Origin of the sequence: Thermospira aquatica, assembly GCF_023525255.1 — a bacterium.
Lineage (GTDB): Bacteria > Spirochaetota > Brevinematia > Brevinematales > Thermospiraceae > Thermospira > Thermospira aquatica.
In genome coordinates this window covers 2,129,629-2,145,749 of record NZ_CP073355.1, presented here as the reverse complement: position 1 = coordinate 2,145,749, position 16,121 = coordinate 2,129,629, and the positions used below count along the sequence as shown (strand labels likewise).

The following is a 16,121-nucleotide window of genomic DNA, read 5'->3' as shown; positions in this document are numbered from 1 at the left end:
GAGAGGGATGAAAAAGAGGATTTTTTCTCTTCTGATGTTTCCTCTTTTAATGTGGGGAAGGAGTCAATTCTGGGATGAAAACTTTCATCCTCTGGAGCAGAAATTCTGGCAAAATAGGGCGAATAGTAATCTTATAGAAGGTATACTCATTACTGCGTGGTTAACCAACCAGGAAAGTGTAAGTTTTTACGCCTCCCAGTGGCAAAACACCATCGCCGATCTTGCCAGAAACCAGTACGCAAGTGATGCTGAAAAGGCAGAAAAACTTCTTCTCACTCTTCATGAACGTTTTTTAAAACGTTATCGTGAAACAGCGAATACGGTTTCAGGCATTTTTCAGACAGGGGAGTTTAATTGTGCCTCAGCTTCTCTTTTGTATGCTATCTCGGCACACACCCTGGGAATCCCCGTGCGTCTTAACCTCTATACCCGCCACGCGCGGCCTGAAGTGTTTGTTGGAGGGCAATGGATAGAGGTAGAAGCCACTTCTCCTCTGGGGTACAATTTTCGACAAAAACCTCAGGTACAGCAGGACTTTGTGCGGGTGACCTCTTTTGCAAATGAAAAGGTTCCTCTCGTTGTTCTTACCAATACTACGCAGTGGTATGCCATGTGGTATGCCAACGAGGTGTACTTTCAGGTTCAGAGGCGATCTTTTTCCAATGCCTTTCAGCTTGCTCTCAGGGCACTGGAACTTGATAAACAGATCCCTCTTGTTCAGACAAATGCGATTGGTGCCTATCAGGAATATGCTTCCTTTCTGGTAGGAAGACGACTTACCAATGAGGCTCTTGCTGTTTTGGAGGAGGGGATAACTCAATTTCCTGAGAACAGGGTTCTTAGCAATAATTACCGTGTCACCATCTATCAGATGACACTGGATACCCTAAAAGCAGGACAGTTAGCAGAAGGAAGACGCCTTCTTGAGCAGTATCTTTCGGTTTTGCTCGGTGATGAGAATATGGTGGGGGCAGCGTATCAGGAACTTCTCTACAGACTGATCCAAACGAATGCCTATCAAGAGGCATGGGAAACCCTTCAGAATGTGAAGAGTCGTTTTTTAGAAAGAAGCTGGTATACCAAAGTTTCTGCCTACGGAATGACATCCCTCGTCAAAAAGCTGGTAAGTGAGTGGAAGCTCTATCCCCTGTATGAAGATCTCGTGCTGAAATGGTATGAGGATCTACGTATTCCTGAGAGGGAGAGTTACCTCCTCGAATATTATAACAATCTTGGAATGGCTTATAAAGACGCAGGCTTTCTCCAGAAAACAGAAGAAATCTGGAAAAAGGGTTTATCCTATCTTCCCCGTGCTTCCATCCTCCAGAAGAATCTCGCCTCTTTGTATATTATGAAAGCCTCTGATACCACCTCTCTGAAGGAAAAGCTCTCTTTCTATAAACAGGCGCTTGCGTATGATCCAGAGAATTGGGAGATTGATCGAGCTATTCTTATCACTTACCGTAATCTGGCAGAGGAATACTCCAATAGGGAAGACTGGAAATCGGTTCTTCAGATTACCGAAGAAGCCCTTCTCGCTTACCCTAATGACAAGCAGCTTCAGTATTACCGTGACTATGCGAAACGCAAGCTTGGCAAATAGCATGGAAATATAAAAAGGAGAAATACATGGGTTTTAGCTGTGGTATTGTTGGACTTCCAAATGTAGGAAAATCAACGCTTTTTAATGCTCTTACACGGGCGCATGTTGCAAGTTCGAACTATCCCTTTTGTACCATCGATCCGAATGTGGGGATTGTTTCGGTTCCGGATGAGAGACTGGAAACACTGGCAAGGCTGGTGGATGCCAAAAAGGTTACTCCCACGACCGTTCAGTTTGTCGATATAGCCGGGCTTGTGAAAGGCGCAAGTCGTGGAGAGGGTCTGGGAAATCAATTTCTTTCCCATATTCGGGAGGTTGATGCTGTTGTCCAGGTTGTGAGGCTTTTTGAAGACAAAGATGTGATTCATATCGGGGAGGTTGATCCCATTCGGGACCTTGAGATTATCAATATGGAGCTTATTTTCAAGGATCTGGAAACCATTGAAAATATTCTCACGAAAAAGACCAAAATGGCCAAGGCAGGGAACAAAGAGGCTCAAACGGAAGTAGAGCTTCTTACCCGGATAAAAACCTCCCTGGAAGAGGGAGAACTCATGAAGAATCTCGAGCTTACACCTGAAGAAAGTAAAATACTCGCTTCGTATCAGTTTCTCACGATGAAGCCACTGCTTATTGTTGCCAATGTAAGCGAGAAAGAAATCACCTCCTATGAAAGTAATCCCCTCTATCAGAAACTTAAAGCAAAGGCAGATACACTTAAAGCCGATGTCCTCGCCCTTTCAGCAAAGATAGAACAGGAACTCTCGGAGCTGGAACCTGAGGAGGCACGTGAGTACCTGAAAGATCTTGGGCTGGAGAAAAGTGGATTGGAAAGGCTTATTGTTGAGGGGTACAAACTTTTGGGGCTTATTACCTTTTTCACTGCAGGAGAAAAAGAAACCCGAGCGTGGACTATACCTCAGGGGACAAAAGCACCCCAGGCAGCAGGGGTCATTCACTCAGACATGGAAAAAGGCTTTATACGGGCTGAGATTGTTTCCTATGAAGACTTTGTCAAACATGGGAGCTGGACAAACTTGAGAGATAAGGGGTTAGTTCGTCTTGAGGGTAAGGATTACGAGATTCAGGATGGGGATGTGATGATTGTGCGATTCTCCGTCTAGGAGAAAACCGTGAACATTGAAATCAACGAAGGGTTCCAGCAGGTCTATGATGCTCTGGAAAAAGGGGAAAACGTTTTCCTCACCGGAAGGGCAGGAACGGGGAAATCTACCTTTCTCCGGTATTTTTTAGAGCAAACCCAGAAACACTGTGTGGTTCTTGCTCCTACAGGGGTTGCAGCCTTGAATGTTGAGGGGCAGACAATCCATTCGTTTTATGGTATTTTTCCCGCGCATACTCTAGAAGATATCCCCGAAATCCTCAAAAGAAAGGGTGACAGGCTTTACGAGGTACTTTCTCATCTGGACATGATCATTATCGATGAAATCTCCATGGTTCGGGCAGATCTTCTTGATATGGTTGATACTCTCACCAGACGAGTATTTGCAGACTTTGGTGGGAAAAAAACAAAATACCGACAGACGTTGCCTTTTGGGGGTATTCAACTTTTCTTCATTGGTGACCTTTACCAGCTTCCCCCTGTGGTTACCTCGAGAGAAAAAGAAATATTTTCCTCTCTTTATGAATCCCCTTATTTTTTTTCAGCGAGGTGCTATTCTCAACTCAATATGAAGCTCTACGAGCTCGAGAAGGTCTACAGACAAAAAGATACGCTTTTTATTGGAATTCTCAATCGTATACGAAACGGCACGGTTACAGACGAAGATATTGCTCTGCTGAATAAAAGAGTCAATCCAGGTTTTACGCCCCAGGAGAAGCAGTATGTGTACCTGACAACGCATAACGATATTGTAGATGAGATCAACCAAAGCGAGTTAGAGAAGCTTCCAGGGAAAAAGCATGTTTATGAAGGCCTGATTGAAGGGGATTTTCCTCAAAAGGATATACCTACGGATGAGGTTCTCACACTCAAAAAAGGTGCCCAGGTGATGTTTCTCGTGAATCATCCCTGGGGGTTGTGGGTCAATGGGAGTATTGGACGGGTGATTTTCTGTAGAGAGGAAGTCGTTACGGTTGAGCTTGAGGATGGCACCGAGGTGGATGTAGAACCCTACACGTGGGTCAATTACCATTATGAGATTGAGGGCAAAACCGTGAAAAAAAAGGCAATGGGCAAGTTTACCCAGCTTCCTCTGCGACTGGCATGGGGTATTACCATCCATAAATCCCAGGGAAAGACTTTTTCCCATGTTTTTCTTGATATGGGGCGGGGGGCATTTGCTACAGGACAAACCTATGTGGCTCTCAGTCGTGTGACAAGCCTTGAGGGGCTTGTTCTCAAGCATCCCATTAAAAAGAGTCATGTCAAGATAGATTGGCATATTATTCGTTTCATGACCGGCACAAAATATGCTCAGGCACATACATTGCAATCACTTGAGACAAAAAGAGAGATTCTTCTCCAGGCTATAAGGACACAATCAACGCTTGAAATTGTTTATCTTAAATCTGACGATACAAAAAGCGTTCGAAAGATTCTCCCTCGCTGGATGGGAGAGATGGAGTACCACAACAAAAGCTTTGAAGGATTACGCGCTTTATGTTTTCAAACAAATGAAGAGAGAACCTTTCGTGTTGATCGTATTCTCGAAGTTCATATTCTTTCAGAAGAAAAAAAATAACACTTTTTATCCTCTCAGACTTAAAAGAAAACAGAAGGTAGGCTTAAGGGAGTATTCTCTTTTTAGGCGTACACCCGGAAATCAATCTCCGGAAAGATGTTATCCCTTTTTTCCACCTCACTCAGCCAGGCTTCGTCGATGTCTACCTTAACATGGATCATCTCATAGAGTCTATTAAACCGGGAGATATGGAGTTTTGTCCGTTTCACCGCGTAGTCTACCATTGTTCCCGTTCTCATGATAAATGCCCAGTCTGAGGATTGAGCAAGGAGAAGTTCTCTCGCCGCCTGATTTAAGGCACGAAGCACGAGGGGGTTCTGGTTACCTCGATACGTGACAGCAAGTTCGTGCATACGTTCTGCCATTTTGTGAAGATGGGGGTATATCCAGTCGTTGGTACCATTGAGCCAGAATTCACTGTATCCTTTGTATCCCCAGCTACACAGAGGAGGAGTGACCACTTGATTGTTGGGGAACATTTCAAGATATTCCGGGGCAGCTATCATCCCAAGTTTTGGATGGGTGGCTATTTTTTTGATCACGTGATAGAGAAAATCCGGTCCTTCAAACCACCAGTGTCCAAAAAGTTCTGCATCGTACATAGAAACGACAACAGGAGGTCGATCCATGAGGGAAGAGACATAATCAATCTGCTGTTCTCTTCCGTAGACAAAATGATGGGCGTGTTCCTGAACCTTTTGTTGTGCCATTTCTATGTCGTAAGGGAGTTTGTGATCCATGGGTGTTTCTTTACTTGTGATGCGATGGTATTTGATACCTGTTGCTACTCGTACACCACTTTCGTGAATGTAGGAGCGAATGTAGTTGTACTCAAGATCAAACCCTATATCCCGGTAAAACTCTCGGTAAGCCCCATCGCCAGGGTATCCTTCTGTTGAAGACCAGACGGTATGCGAGGTATCCACATCGCGGGCAAAATATGCCACCCCATTGGGAGTTTGCATGGGAGCAAAAACACCGTAGTGAGGTTTTTCTGAAGCATGCAGAATGCCATGCGTATCAGTGTAGAAAAAGTGTATTCCTGCCTCTTTCAAAAAGTTTTCAAGTCCAGGGTAGTAGCCACATTCAGGATTCCATATGCCGCGGGGAGCTTTCCCAAAATGACGGGCGTAGTCACGAACAGCCACTTGGATTTGTGCTCGTACAGCCTCCGGATGAACATTCAGGAGAGGAAGAAAACCATGGGTTGCCCCGCTGGTCAGGATTTCAATAAAGCCAAGGTCTTGAAATTTACGAAAAGCTTTTACGAGGTCTTTTTTGTAAGTTTCAACGAAACTCTTTCGCACCCTTTGAAACCTGTCGAGATAAAACTCAGCGATTTTGAGGTATTCCGGGACAAAGCGGTTTCTTACAACCTCTTGTTCTGCAAGCTGGATGAGTTTTTCTATGTGAGAGACATAGCGATCCTGAAGAAGAGAGTCTGCAAGCATGTTTGCTAGTGGGGGGGTGAAAGACATGGTTATTCGAAACTGTACCCCCTCACTTGCTAGCTGTTCAAATACCCACAAGAGAGGGATATAGGTTTCGGTGATAGCTTCGTATAACCATCGCTCTTCGATGACATCGTTATACTCTGGGTGGCGGACAAAGGGGAGATGGGCATGTAAAACGAGCATCCAGTATCCCTGTTTCATGCAAAACTCCTTACAGACATTTTTCTCCTTACATCATAAGGCAAAAAAAGAGAAAGTCAATATTTCTTTGAAGTAAAATTTTGAAGAAAAATTTCCAGAGGGCTAAATCTGATATTTAAATGAATTATAAATCATCCTTTTTGTAATATCCTGAATTATCGCAATTTCTTTCAGCATATATTCTTTTAGGCTGTTTTTATTCTCCATATACATTATCTCTTTATTATTGAACAGCTTTTCTTACAAATTTCAAGGTTATTTCAGTTTTCTCATTGTCTATATTTTTTTAAATTACGTCAATTAATCTTTTTTCCATTCAATATGCCCGTTGATATTGAACTTTTCGTATGTTTTCAGAATCTCTTCACAAAATTCTTGAGTTTTGGTATCACCAATCTTTTTTGCTGTTTCCCATAGTCTTATGAACATTTTTTTACCACTTTCTGTTTGATTGTAATTTTTCTTCCTAAAGTTACAAATTGAACAAAGTGTCTGTCCATTTTCTAATGTAGCCTTGCCCCCCTTGTCTTTGGGTAGAATGTGGTCAACATGTAACTCGTATCCTTCCTTTGCACTTCTACCGCAAACTATACACTTATAACCATCTCTTTTTAGTATTTGTTCTTTCAACTCTGGTGTAAAATCTTCTATTTCCTTTCTAATAACAAAATTTGGATCGTATTTATAAATTCCTTTTTTTACTTTAATTAAGAATCCTTGTTGATGTAACATTCTAATAGCTCGCCATGTATCTCTTGGTTTTTTATTGTAAAGCTTTTTATATTGTTCTTCAACCCAATCAACAACCGGCCCGTGAGGCAATTCTTCATTTGGATGCTTCTTGAAATATTCAATGATCAAATCAGAAATACTTTTGTTTTCCTTTTTCATAGCTTTCTCTTTAAAAAAGTATTTCTGTTTCTTTTAAAATTCTTTGTTTTGCTAACTCACAGTATTTTAAATCTATTTCCAGTCCCACAGAATATCTATTTGTATTATTAGCAGCAATCAAGGTAGTCCCACTTCCCGCAAAGGGATCAAAAACAATATCATCTACAAAACTAAATAGTTTGATACATCTATAAGGCAATTCTAAAGGAAAAGGGGCTGGATGTCCTATTCTTTTTTTGCTTTCTCCATTAAAAGTCCATAGTCCATTTGTCCATTCCATGAATTCTTTTTTTGTAATATCAGATATTTTTGACCCATTATTTTTTTTCCATTCACCTTTATATAGAACCACTATCAATTCAACAGGAGCAATTACATATGGTGCAGTAGCCGACAACCAGGAACCCCATGCCGTTCTCTTTGAAATATTCCCCTCATTCCAAATAATTGTAGAATGATATTTCCATCCCACTTTTTGTGCAATTGTAGTTAAATCAGCACCTACACTTTTTTGTCCACCTTTATTCTTATCCAGAGGAATATTTAAACAAAACCTTCCCTGGTTTTTAGCCCATTTAAAACAGTTTCTTATCCATATTTCAGAAAATTCCAAATATTCATCATAGGTTAAATCATCATTGTGTGAATTGTATTTTATATCTACATTGTAAGGAGGAGATGTTATAATCAAATCAAAATATTCTTTGTCAAAGAAATTTTCTTTCAAGACATCTCCGTTTAATAAAAGAGATTTTTTATGACTTAATATTATTTTTTTGTTATTTTTAAAATTACGAACTAACATTTCAAAAATCTTTGAATTATCTTCCTCTGTTTTAGATAATTGCTTTTTTGTTTGTATTGCTTTTGCTATCATTCTCCTAACCCTTCCACTGGTTTTTTCTTTGTCAATATCCTTCCATGTCTTTAATTGAGTAATGGCTCTTTCATGTCTTACAGAATCATAGCCTCCTTTTTTATTTTCTATTTCTATTATACTTTACCGTGAGAATTTTGTCAACTTTTCGAATTGCTTCATAATAAAAGTACTCGAAAAGGTGTCGCTCTTTCAAAATAAAAAAGCACTCCAAAGGCATGGATAATAATCCAGTTTACACAGCTGGAGAGTAATAGTTCGGCAGGCTTGCCATGGAAAGTGAGGGTAATGGTGTGCGAAAGAAAAATTTAAAACGGGAAAATCGCTTTCATTTGATATTTTTACAAAATGAGGATAAAATATAAAGAGAAAATTTTGATCGGAGGCAAGATATGAGATTTCAATACCATACAATAGGACGGTTTTTTTTCTTGGTTTTTTTTCTGATATCTCTGGGATGTGGTTCTGCAGGAAGGGGTTCTTATGTGCCAAAGGTTGTCGAGAGATCAGCTGCTGAAAAACCTGCCTGGATTATTACTCCCAAAAAGGATGCCAAGAACGTCTACTTTGTGGGCATAGCAGAAAAACAAGCATCTCTCCAGGCTGCGAAAAAAATGGCTGTTTCTGACGCAACAAAACAACTTATAGATTATATAGGGATACGGGTTACGAGAAAACTCTCATACAAGGCTACGGGCACAGAGTCTGATAACGCTTCTCTCTTTGAACAACAGGTTCAAGAGAGCATTGAAGGGAAGGGAAAGGCAGACATCAGTGTTGATGTGGAGGATGTGTACTATGAGCGATACGATGATGGCACTTACACCATGTATACGCTTCTCAAGATCTCAAAGAGCTGGATAGAAAAGGAGCGGGAAAAACAGCAGAAACTTGTGGCGAGCCAACGCATCACCTCTCAAAAATACCTGAGTGATGCCAAAACCCTTATGAGCCAGCGATACTATCAGCCAGCTCTTGAAGCTCTCTGGCAGGGGCTCCTTATCAGTGGGAAAGCAGCGGAGAATGAAGACGTTTACGAAGAGATACGGACAACCCTTCTCTCTCTTTACCAGAGACTTTCTCTTCAGCTTGTTTCTTCTCCTGTCTATGCATATCTTGAGGGTGGGAGTGATCCTATTGTGGTTCAGTTGACGGATACGGAGAAGAATTCGCCTCTGAGTGGCATTCCCCTTGAGGCTGTTTCTTCCAGGGCTTCTCTCGTCTCAAAGGGAGGTACGACGACGGATGCCCGGGGAAAGATGACCTATGAGGTTCAAAGTGTGAATGCTTCTGACAATATATCTGTGACGATTACGTTTTCTTTTAAAACGTATAGCAATATTATTGCCCTTGACAGTGAGTTAGAAGAGCAACTCGAGGCAGTGAAAAACAAAAACCGTATTGAACTTTCGCTCAAGGTCTCTCCTCGTTTCAAGGCCCAGAGTACAACAGTAATACTTTTGAAAAAGGTAAAGGAGGGGCGCGGTACAGCAAGTTATAATCTCGTACAAGCTGATAATGCCGCTTTAAGCGCCCAGCTGTCTCAAAAAGGTTTTCATGTTGTTGAAATTGAGCTTCCCGAGATAGACTTTGATGCAGAAAAAAAGGCAAAAGAGACACTTTTGGCCTATCTTCGTGCTTCTTTTCCTCAGATTCAACGCCTATTGTACGTCACCCTGGATGTCAATCTGTTAGGGAATGCAGGAGATCTGGTTAACATCGATGCTCTTGCTTCCATGTATGTCGCTGATGCCAGTGTTTCCTATGATTGGATTGAAATTAAGACAGGAAAGATTGAACAGGGGAAACCCTTTAAATCGAAGGGTGCTGGTTTGAACGGCGAGCAGGCTATTCAAAATGCCACCAAGCAGGCAATTACCACACTGGTCAATACCCTGGATGAAAGTGCAAAAGGTCAGAAATAAATATGAATAGAGATTAGTACTCCAAGGCCATGTTTTCTCTGAAACGCATAGTTCTGGCCTTACTGACGGGGCTTCTTCTTTACGTTCTCGGGATGGTCGCTGTCGATGTTCTGCTGGCAAGACAAAAGTCTGCCATTGAAGCGTTTTTAGCTCAGCAATTTCCTGATATCTCCATAACGATTGAAAGGCTTTACAATATGCCCTTTGTTTTTTTTGGGGCGAAAAATGTGGTTTTGCGCACGGGAGAAACAGGTAGTCTCGTGGTACGACGGGTTCGTATTTTTTATCTTCCCAATATTTTCTGGGATCCTGTGAGATCCGTGTATAGAATTGAGATAGATAGCGGAGAAGGGGATCTTGTTATCAATGAACTTTTTCGGTATTTTACTGCTTCTTCCTCCTTTTCTTTGAAGGGTTTTTATCCTACTATTGTTGTCACCAAAAGTGATTTTCGCATATCTTTTTGGCAAACACTTTTTGCTCGTTTTCAAGTAGACCGAGCTTTATTTCGGATGAAACCCATTGGGTGGGAAGGATTTTATACAGGGGATATAAGTATTTTTGATGTATATGGTATGGAGTATCTTCGCGGGAGTGGGAATCTACGATTGCTATCGTATGGACCACATTGGTGGAATACACTCGTAGAAAGTGGTCTTTCTTTGTCTGTGGGAGGGTTTTCTGTTGCTCTGTTGACGAACCTTCGTTTGGATTTATCCCTCTATCGTCAACATGATCTGGTAGTAACAAATGCCACCGAGGAATTTCATGTTGATTTCCAGAATGAAACGTTTTCTTACAGGCAAAAAGGAAAACTTGAGTATTCCCGGCTTGGAGAGAAAGGTATATTTGAGCACTATTTTTCTCCTGGTGAGTATCTTGCGTATATGACATGGGAGAAACAAAAGTCTCTTTTAGAGATATCTCTCAAAGGTTCAAATAGTCAGATGTTTTCTTTTAACTCCGGTCCTGAAAGAGGAGAGTTTACGCTGAATACTAAAAAAGGGGGACAAGCCAGGGCAAGATGGCAAAATCTTTCCTCGGGGATGGTGTTAGATGGGCAATGTGATTCATTGATGGTGATACCTAACTTCCTCTTTCTCAGTGGAAAGGTTTCTCTTGTGTCTAAAGGACAGGAAGGTTCGCTCGTGATTCATGATTTTGCGGTTAATGGGGGAAAAACGGGGAGTAGTCGTATTCAATACCATTTTGAAACCAATGAGCTTGTCTTTGTAAGTGATAATAATCATAACCTTCGATTTTCAGGTCGAATAGGCAAGGATGTTTCCGTGGATTTTGAGGGGCGTGATATAGAGGGAAAAGCACTTTCAAAAACTGTTTTTTTCTCTGGTTTTGATCTTGAGAGGATGAAGCTTTCAACAAAGGGATCTTTTTTTATGACTCCTCGGGGAGAGATTTCAATCTTCGGGAAAATGCAGGGAAAGTTATTTTTGCAGGGAAGAAGTTTTCTTGCAGGGACTGATTATACGATTTTTGTGCCTACACCGACAAACACCCATGTTTTCTTATCCAATCTCTTTCTTAGTAGAGAAGGGATTCAAAAAGGTGTAATAACTGTAGATGTAAACTATCCTGAAAGGCGATGGATGTATATCACCATGACGGGAAATGCCAGATTTCCACTTTTGGGGCAAACACCATTTGAGTTGAAGTATACGTGGGATGGTCTTGAAGAAAATGGCAAAGGAAATTTACTCGTAAAAACAAATATTCAGGTTCGATTTGAACATACCCTTGAGGATGGGAGATTGGATTGGGAGATATCTTCGATGCCTTTTTATCTTTCAAAGTCTCTCTCTTCTTTTGTTCAAAGCCGGGGTTTTTATCAATGGAAAAAGGGATTCATCTCCGGGCTGGAAATGAGGACCACACTTTTTATGAATAAAACTCCTTATGAACTTCGTTTGAAGCTTGTCTCTTCTAATAATGCTTTACAGATAGAAAATTTTTGGTTAAATCTCCAGGGAGATGTGCTCATAGGAAAGGGCATGATGGCTCAAACACGCACAGGTCTTGATGCTCAAGTGTTTTTTATCCGTGGTGGAGGGGTTCGCCTTCGGATGGAAGAACAAACATGGCAGATGATAGGGGATTTCCGAAAGGTTGGTATCCGTTTCCCTGATGGCTCAAAGTATATCCTGGATGTAGTAGGAAAGCTTCAAGGACAGGGGATGGACTTTGATGCTGAGGGACAGGTGATAATGGCAGGAGAAAACGTAGAAATTGCCTTGAAAGATGTGAAAAAAATTGGTTCCCGTCTTGATATTTACAATATCACAGGGAAGTGGCAGGGCTGGGAGATGAGTGGAGATGGTTTTTGGGACATAAAAAGACAGCAAGGTGGGTGGAATTTTTTTCTCTCGGCACAGGATAAAAAGCTTTTTCAAATGCAATTCATTGGCGCTTACGAGCAAAAAGAGGCACAATACTTTTTTTCCTATCGCGTTCCGAACTGGATTTTTTTTGGGAAGCCGCAACCATCTTTTAGTGGAGAGGTTCTTTTTAAACAAGATGAGGTAGTCTTTACAAAAAAACAGCTCTATGGTTTTAACGGAATGTATAAAGTTAGAGATAGGGCTTTGAATGTAGAATATCTTTTCCCCTTTGTAAGTGGCAATCTTTCTGGAAGCATGGGACAAACACTCAACCTTACGAGCAGGAATAGGGCAAGTTTTGACTTTTTAGATAAGTGGTGGAATATTCGTGTAAGTGGTGCGATGTTCGCGCAGATCTCACTTACAGGAAGTCAAGCAGAACCTTCTCTTGGTGGATCCCTTCAGCTTCAGGGTGTTTCTTTGACTATTCCTGGAGTGGTAACAAAAATTACCAACCAGTATTTGACCCTGTCTTTTTCGGGAGATGAGATTGTGCTTCCAAGGCAGAAGCTTGCCACATCAACAGGAGTTTTCTGGATTCAGGGGGCAATGAAACCGTTTCAGAATGGCTTGTTTTCTTTTCGTTTGGGTGCTCAGCGTTCGTCTGATGTTTTTCGTTTTCAGACACCTGTGTTTACGGGAGTTATACAACCAGAAATATTGACCATAGGTGGCTCCCTGGATGATATTACGGTTGGGGGAAATCTTCGACTTCGTCAATCGCGTATCTGGGTGAGTTTGCAGGATTTCTGGAGCAGGGGGAATGAGTTTTTCCTTCCTGTTCAACTTGCTCTCTCTGTGTTTCTTGATCAGCGCCTGGCGTTTCAAAGTGAGGTGGTGGATATGGTTTTTGAACCAGGCTCAGTGCTTAAGATAAGTGGGGCTCTTCCACAACCTTCGCTCAAGGGAAAGCTCTCTGTTGCTTCAGGTAGGTTGCGATACCTTACTCAGAATTTTCAGATTGTAGAAGGAATAGTAAGTTTTGAAAATGATTTTTTACCAGAGGTTGAATTCCAATCGAAGTACCGATATAGGAGTCTTCAAGATAATATCGAAATTTATTTGACCTTTCTGGGAAAACTCCCTAAAATAAATCTGGTAAATTTTTATTCTGTTCCAGAGAGACGAAAGGAGGAGATTATCAGCTATCTTGGTTTGCCTCAAATGGTCACGAATACAAATGTATCGTCTCAAACAGTGGCATCGCTATTTTCCACAGGCGCAGGGCTAGCAGAAGAGGTGCTTATTCTCTCGCCATTTTCAGCCAGGCTAAGACAACAGTTGGGATTAGATATGTTTGTTATTCGAAGCACTCTGGCACAGAATTACGCGAGATACTTGACAGGAGGTATCTCCAACCTTACCCTGCCGGCTTTGTTGGAGGGAACCTCTCTTTCTGTGGGGAGATATATCCTTCCCAATATTTTTGTGGAAGCTGATATTGCGTTGCAGGGAGTTTTTGGAAGCAACCAGGTGACATTGAGACCGGTATATAGCTTTGGTGTGAGCTACTCTCTGCAGGGAGTAGAGGTAGGATGGTCTTATGAACCGTTGCTCAATACCACTGAAACGCTTGAGTATGAACAAAAGATAGAGATTAACTATAAACGGAGATTTTAGGAGCAGGATATGCAGAGAAGTTTATTGCTTGGATTTTTCTTTTTCCTTTTTTTGGGAGTAGTTACTGGAAGTATAGCTCAAGAAGGGAACATTGTGCAGGAGGTTGTTTTTGAAGGACTTCAAAATATGCCTCTCTCAGAAATGAGGGGGTTAGTAACAATTAAGAAAGGGGATATGTTCTTGGTAGATAATATTAACGAAAGTGTAAAGAATCTCTTCAAAACGGGAAAATTCGAGGACATCCGCGTAGAACGAGAGCGACTGACCAATGGTTATAGATTGATATACAAAGTGAAGGAAAATCCTTATGTGCGCTGGATACGTTTTAAAAATCCAGGTTTTCTTTCTGTAGAAGACATGAAAAGTGCTATTCCCATCAAAGAAGAAGGATATTTTACTGAATCGATGATAAGTGAATCCATAGCCATTATTAAACAGAAATATATATCAGAAGGATTTCGTGACGTTTCTATTGATGTACAAAAAGAACCTTACGATGTAAAAAAACGCACCAATGCTTATGATATTACCTTTGTGGTAGATGCCAAGAAAAAAGTGGTTGTTGAAAAGATTATCATTACAGGGAATGAGGCAGTGAAAGCTGGTGAGATCAAAAATGCCATGAAAACCAAGGAGAAATTTTGGTTTGTTGTTTCGGGTGTCCTAAAAGAAGATGAGTTTGAAGAAGACGAGAAGCTTATTCAATATCTCTACAAAAAGAAAGGATACTTTGATGTAAAAATTAACCGTCATACATGGTATGTTACCAATGTAGGTAAAGACAATCATCCTGCTATCTATGTGGAGATAGATATCGCGGAGGGAGAAAAGTATTTTACAGGGAATATTTCTATCGAAAATAATACCATATACTCTACTGAAGATCTTCGTTCTCTTGTTTCTCTAAAAGAGGGAAGTGTGTATGATTATATCCAGATGGAAATGGGACGGTATGCGATCTATTCAAGATATGCTGACAATGGGTACCTGTATGCAAATGTTATTTTGATTCCCGAGAAACGTGAAAACACGAATGTTATTGATAGTCGGCTTATGATTTATGAAGGTAAAAGAGCGCATATTGAAAAAATTCTTATAACAGGGAATACACGAACAAAAACCAAGGTGATCCAGCGTGAGTTGATTTTTCAGGAAGGCGAGATGTATGTTAATCGCAAGGTAGAGCAAACGAAAAATCGTCTCATGCAGTTGGAATATTTCTCAGATGTTCAGGTAAATCCTTTCCCGGGTTCTGCTGAGGGTCTGGTGAATCTGAATATTGATGTAGAAGAGACGAGGACGGGTTTGTTTACCTTTGGTGTGACGTATGGTTTTGAGAGTGGTTTTTCTGCCTATCTTCAGGTTTCAGAGAAAAACTTTCTCGGGACAGGGAGAACGGTTACCGCTCGAGGGGAATGGGCAGAACGTAGGCAGTCTATCAGTCTTGGTTTTCAAGAGCCGTATCTTTTTGATCAACCAATCTCTGCAGGTGTTTCTCTGGGGTATAGCAGGGACTGGTTTAAGAGTGTGCCAACAGATGATGATGGGGATGGTGTGATCGATGGTTCAGATTTTAATTATCATGATAATCCGAGTAATAGTTTGACCACACTTACAAATGATAAACAATACTATAGAGATAGTATCAATCTTGGTATCAATCTTGGTCGTCGTTTTGGTATTTACTGGCAGGGTGGTTTCTCTCTGGGAACTTCGTTTTATCAGGATACAGGCGCTAATTTTACTCTTCCCCTTACGTTCTCTGATCACTGGGATACCAACGTAACCCTTCAGGATGATTTGAAAAAAGGCTGGCGTTTTCGAAATTATTTTGGATTGTCGGCAACTCGTAACTCTACGGATAATCCTTTTGAACCAACGAGGGGAAGTATTTTTCAGGCAAATCTAACCTCGTATGGGGGGATTTTGGGTGGAGAAAGCCATTTTATAAAAACGAAGTTCTTTTATAGCACGTATTTTAATCCAATATGGAAAATCGTATTGGCGTACAATATTTCTACAGAGTTTCTTCTTCCCCAGTTTATGAATGGATTAAAGGAGTATGCAGCGAACGAGGTCTTGCGCTATGATGGTATCTGGGAACTACGGGGTTGGATGGGGCTGGTTCGTGGAGGGGAGTCCAAGCTTTATAACAGTTTTGAGCTGCGCTATCAGATTTATCAGATATGGGTGTGGGGAGTGTTTATCTGTGATGTAGGAAATCTCTGGTCTACATGGAGTGGCATAGCTCCTCTCAATCCTGAGGGAACGATGTTTAGCTTTGGACCGGGTATTCGATTGAATATTCCTGGATTTCCTCTCAGGTTTTACCTGGTCAGACGCGGATACTATGATTCCCAGGAGAAACGTTTTCGATTTGAAAAGACCGATGAGTTCTTTAGTGATTGGCAGTTTGTATTTTCTATTCAGGGAATGTTTTAAGGAGGCG

General features: G+C 41.2%; 9 protein-coding genes. 6 read left to right on the top strand and 3 right to left on the bottom strand.

Going from position 1 to position 16,121, the window contains the following annotated elements:
* Window positions 1–7 precede the first annotated feature (7 nt).
* Genes KDW03_RS10425 through KDW03_RS10415 form a run of 3 tightly spaced genes read left to right on the top strand, consistent with a single transcriptional unit; the run spans window position 8 to window position 4,308 of the window.
* Window positions 8–1,603, top strand: a complete 1,596-nt coding sequence (locus KDW03_RS10425) for a transglutaminase domain-containing protein (protein ID WP_271435015.1) — start codon at window positions 8–10, stop codon at window positions 1,601–1,603.
* A 26-nt stretch (window positions 1,604–1,629) separates the two neighbouring features.
* The gene (gene ychF, locus KDW03_RS10420; RefSeq protein WP_271435014.1) at window positions 1,630–2,727 is read left to right on the top strand and encodes a redox-regulated ATPase YchF; all 1,098 of its coding nucleotides are present in this window, start codon (window positions 1,630–1,632) and stop codon (window positions 2,725–2,727) included.
* A gap of 9 nt (window positions 2,728–2,736) precedes the next feature.
* Complete coding sequence (locus tag KDW03_RS10415; RefSeq protein ID WP_271435013.1) at window positions 2,737–4,308, top strand: ATP-dependent DNA helicase; 1,572 nt, start codon at window positions 2,737–2,739, stop codon at window positions 4,306–4,308.
* A gap of 62 nt (window positions 4,309–4,370) precedes the next feature.
* On the opposite strand, the gene KDW03_RS10410 is transcribed toward KDW03_RS10415, so the two are convergent.
* From KDW03_RS10410 to KDW03_RS10400, 3 genes are all read right to left on the bottom strand, one after another.
* The gene (locus tag KDW03_RS10410; RefSeq protein WP_271435012.1) at window positions 4,371–5,963 is read right to left on the bottom strand and encodes a glycoside hydrolase family 57 protein; all 1,593 of its coding nucleotides are present in this window, start codon (window positions 5,961–5,963) and stop codon (window positions 4,371–4,373) included.
* A 300-nt stretch (window positions 5,964–6,263) separates the two neighbouring features.
* On the bottom strand, window positions 6,264–6,854 hold the full coding sequence (locus KDW03_RS10405) for an HNH endonuclease (RefSeq protein ID WP_271435011.1): 591 nt from the start codon (window positions 6,852–6,854) through the stop codon (window positions 6,264–6,266).
* Between the two features lie 10 nt (window positions 6,855–6,864).
* Window positions 6,865–7,659, bottom strand: a complete 795-nt coding sequence (locus KDW03_RS10400) for a DNA-methyltransferase (RefSeq protein ID WP_408648374.1) — start codon at window positions 7,657–7,659, stop codon at window positions 6,865–6,867.
* A 557-nt stretch (window positions 7,660–8,216) separates the two neighbouring features.
* Between KDW03_RS10400 and KDW03_RS10395 the strand changes: the two genes are divergently transcribed.
* Genes KDW03_RS10395 through bamA form a run of 3 tightly spaced genes read left to right on the top strand, consistent with a single transcriptional unit; the run spans window position 8,217 to window position 16,114 of the window.
* Window positions 8,217–9,656, top strand: a complete 1,440-nt coding sequence (locus tag KDW03_RS10395; protein ID WP_271435009.1) for a hypothetical protein — start codon at window positions 8,217–8,219, stop codon at window positions 9,654–9,656.
* Window positions 9,657–9,685: 29 nt separating this feature from the next.
* Window positions 9,686–13,672 carry a translocation/assembly module TamB domain-containing protein gene (locus KDW03_RS10390; protein WP_271435008.1) on the top strand — a complete coding sequence of 1,329 codons (3,987 nt, stop codon included), beginning with the start codon at window positions 9,686–9,688 and terminating at the stop codon, window positions 13,670–13,672.
* Window positions 13,673–13,681: 9 nt separating this feature from the next.
* The gene (gene bamA, locus KDW03_RS10385) at window positions 13,682–16,114 is read left to right on the top strand and encodes an outer membrane protein assembly factor BamA (RefSeq protein WP_271435007.1); all 2,433 of its coding nucleotides are present in this window, start codon (window positions 13,682–13,684) and stop codon (window positions 16,112–16,114) included.
* The last annotated feature ends 7 nt before the right edge of the window (window positions 16,115–16,121 follow it).

Bases quoted from the DNA above. Each gene is read 5' to 3' on its own strand.
- KDW03_RS10425 (WP_271435015.1), top strand. From the start codon at position 8: ATGAAAAAGAGGATTTTTTCTCTTCTGATGTTTCCTCTTTTAATGTGG.
- ychF (WP_271435014.1), top strand. From the start codon at position 1,630: ATGGGTTTTAGCTGTGGTATTGTTGGACTTCCAAATGTAGGAAAATCA.
- KDW03_RS10410 (WP_271435012.1), bottom strand. From the start codon at position 5,963: ATGAAACAGGGATACTGGATGCTCGTTTTACATGCCCATCTCCCCTTT.
- KDW03_RS10405 (WP_271435011.1), bottom strand. From the start codon at position 6,854: ATGAAAAAGGAAAACAAAAGTATTTCTGATTTGATCATTGAATATTTC.
- KDW03_RS10400 (WP_408648374.1), bottom strand. From the start codon at position 7,659: ATGTTAGTTCGTAATTTTAAAAATAACAAAAAAATAATATTAAGTCAT.
- KDW03_RS10390 (WP_271435008.1), top strand. From the start codon at position 9,686: ATGTTTTCTCTGAAACGCATAGTTCTGGCCTTACTGACGGGGCTTCTT.
- bamA (WP_271435007.1), top strand. From the start codon at position 13,682: ATGCAGAGAAGTTTATTGCTTGGATTTTTCTTTTTCCTTTTTTTGGGA.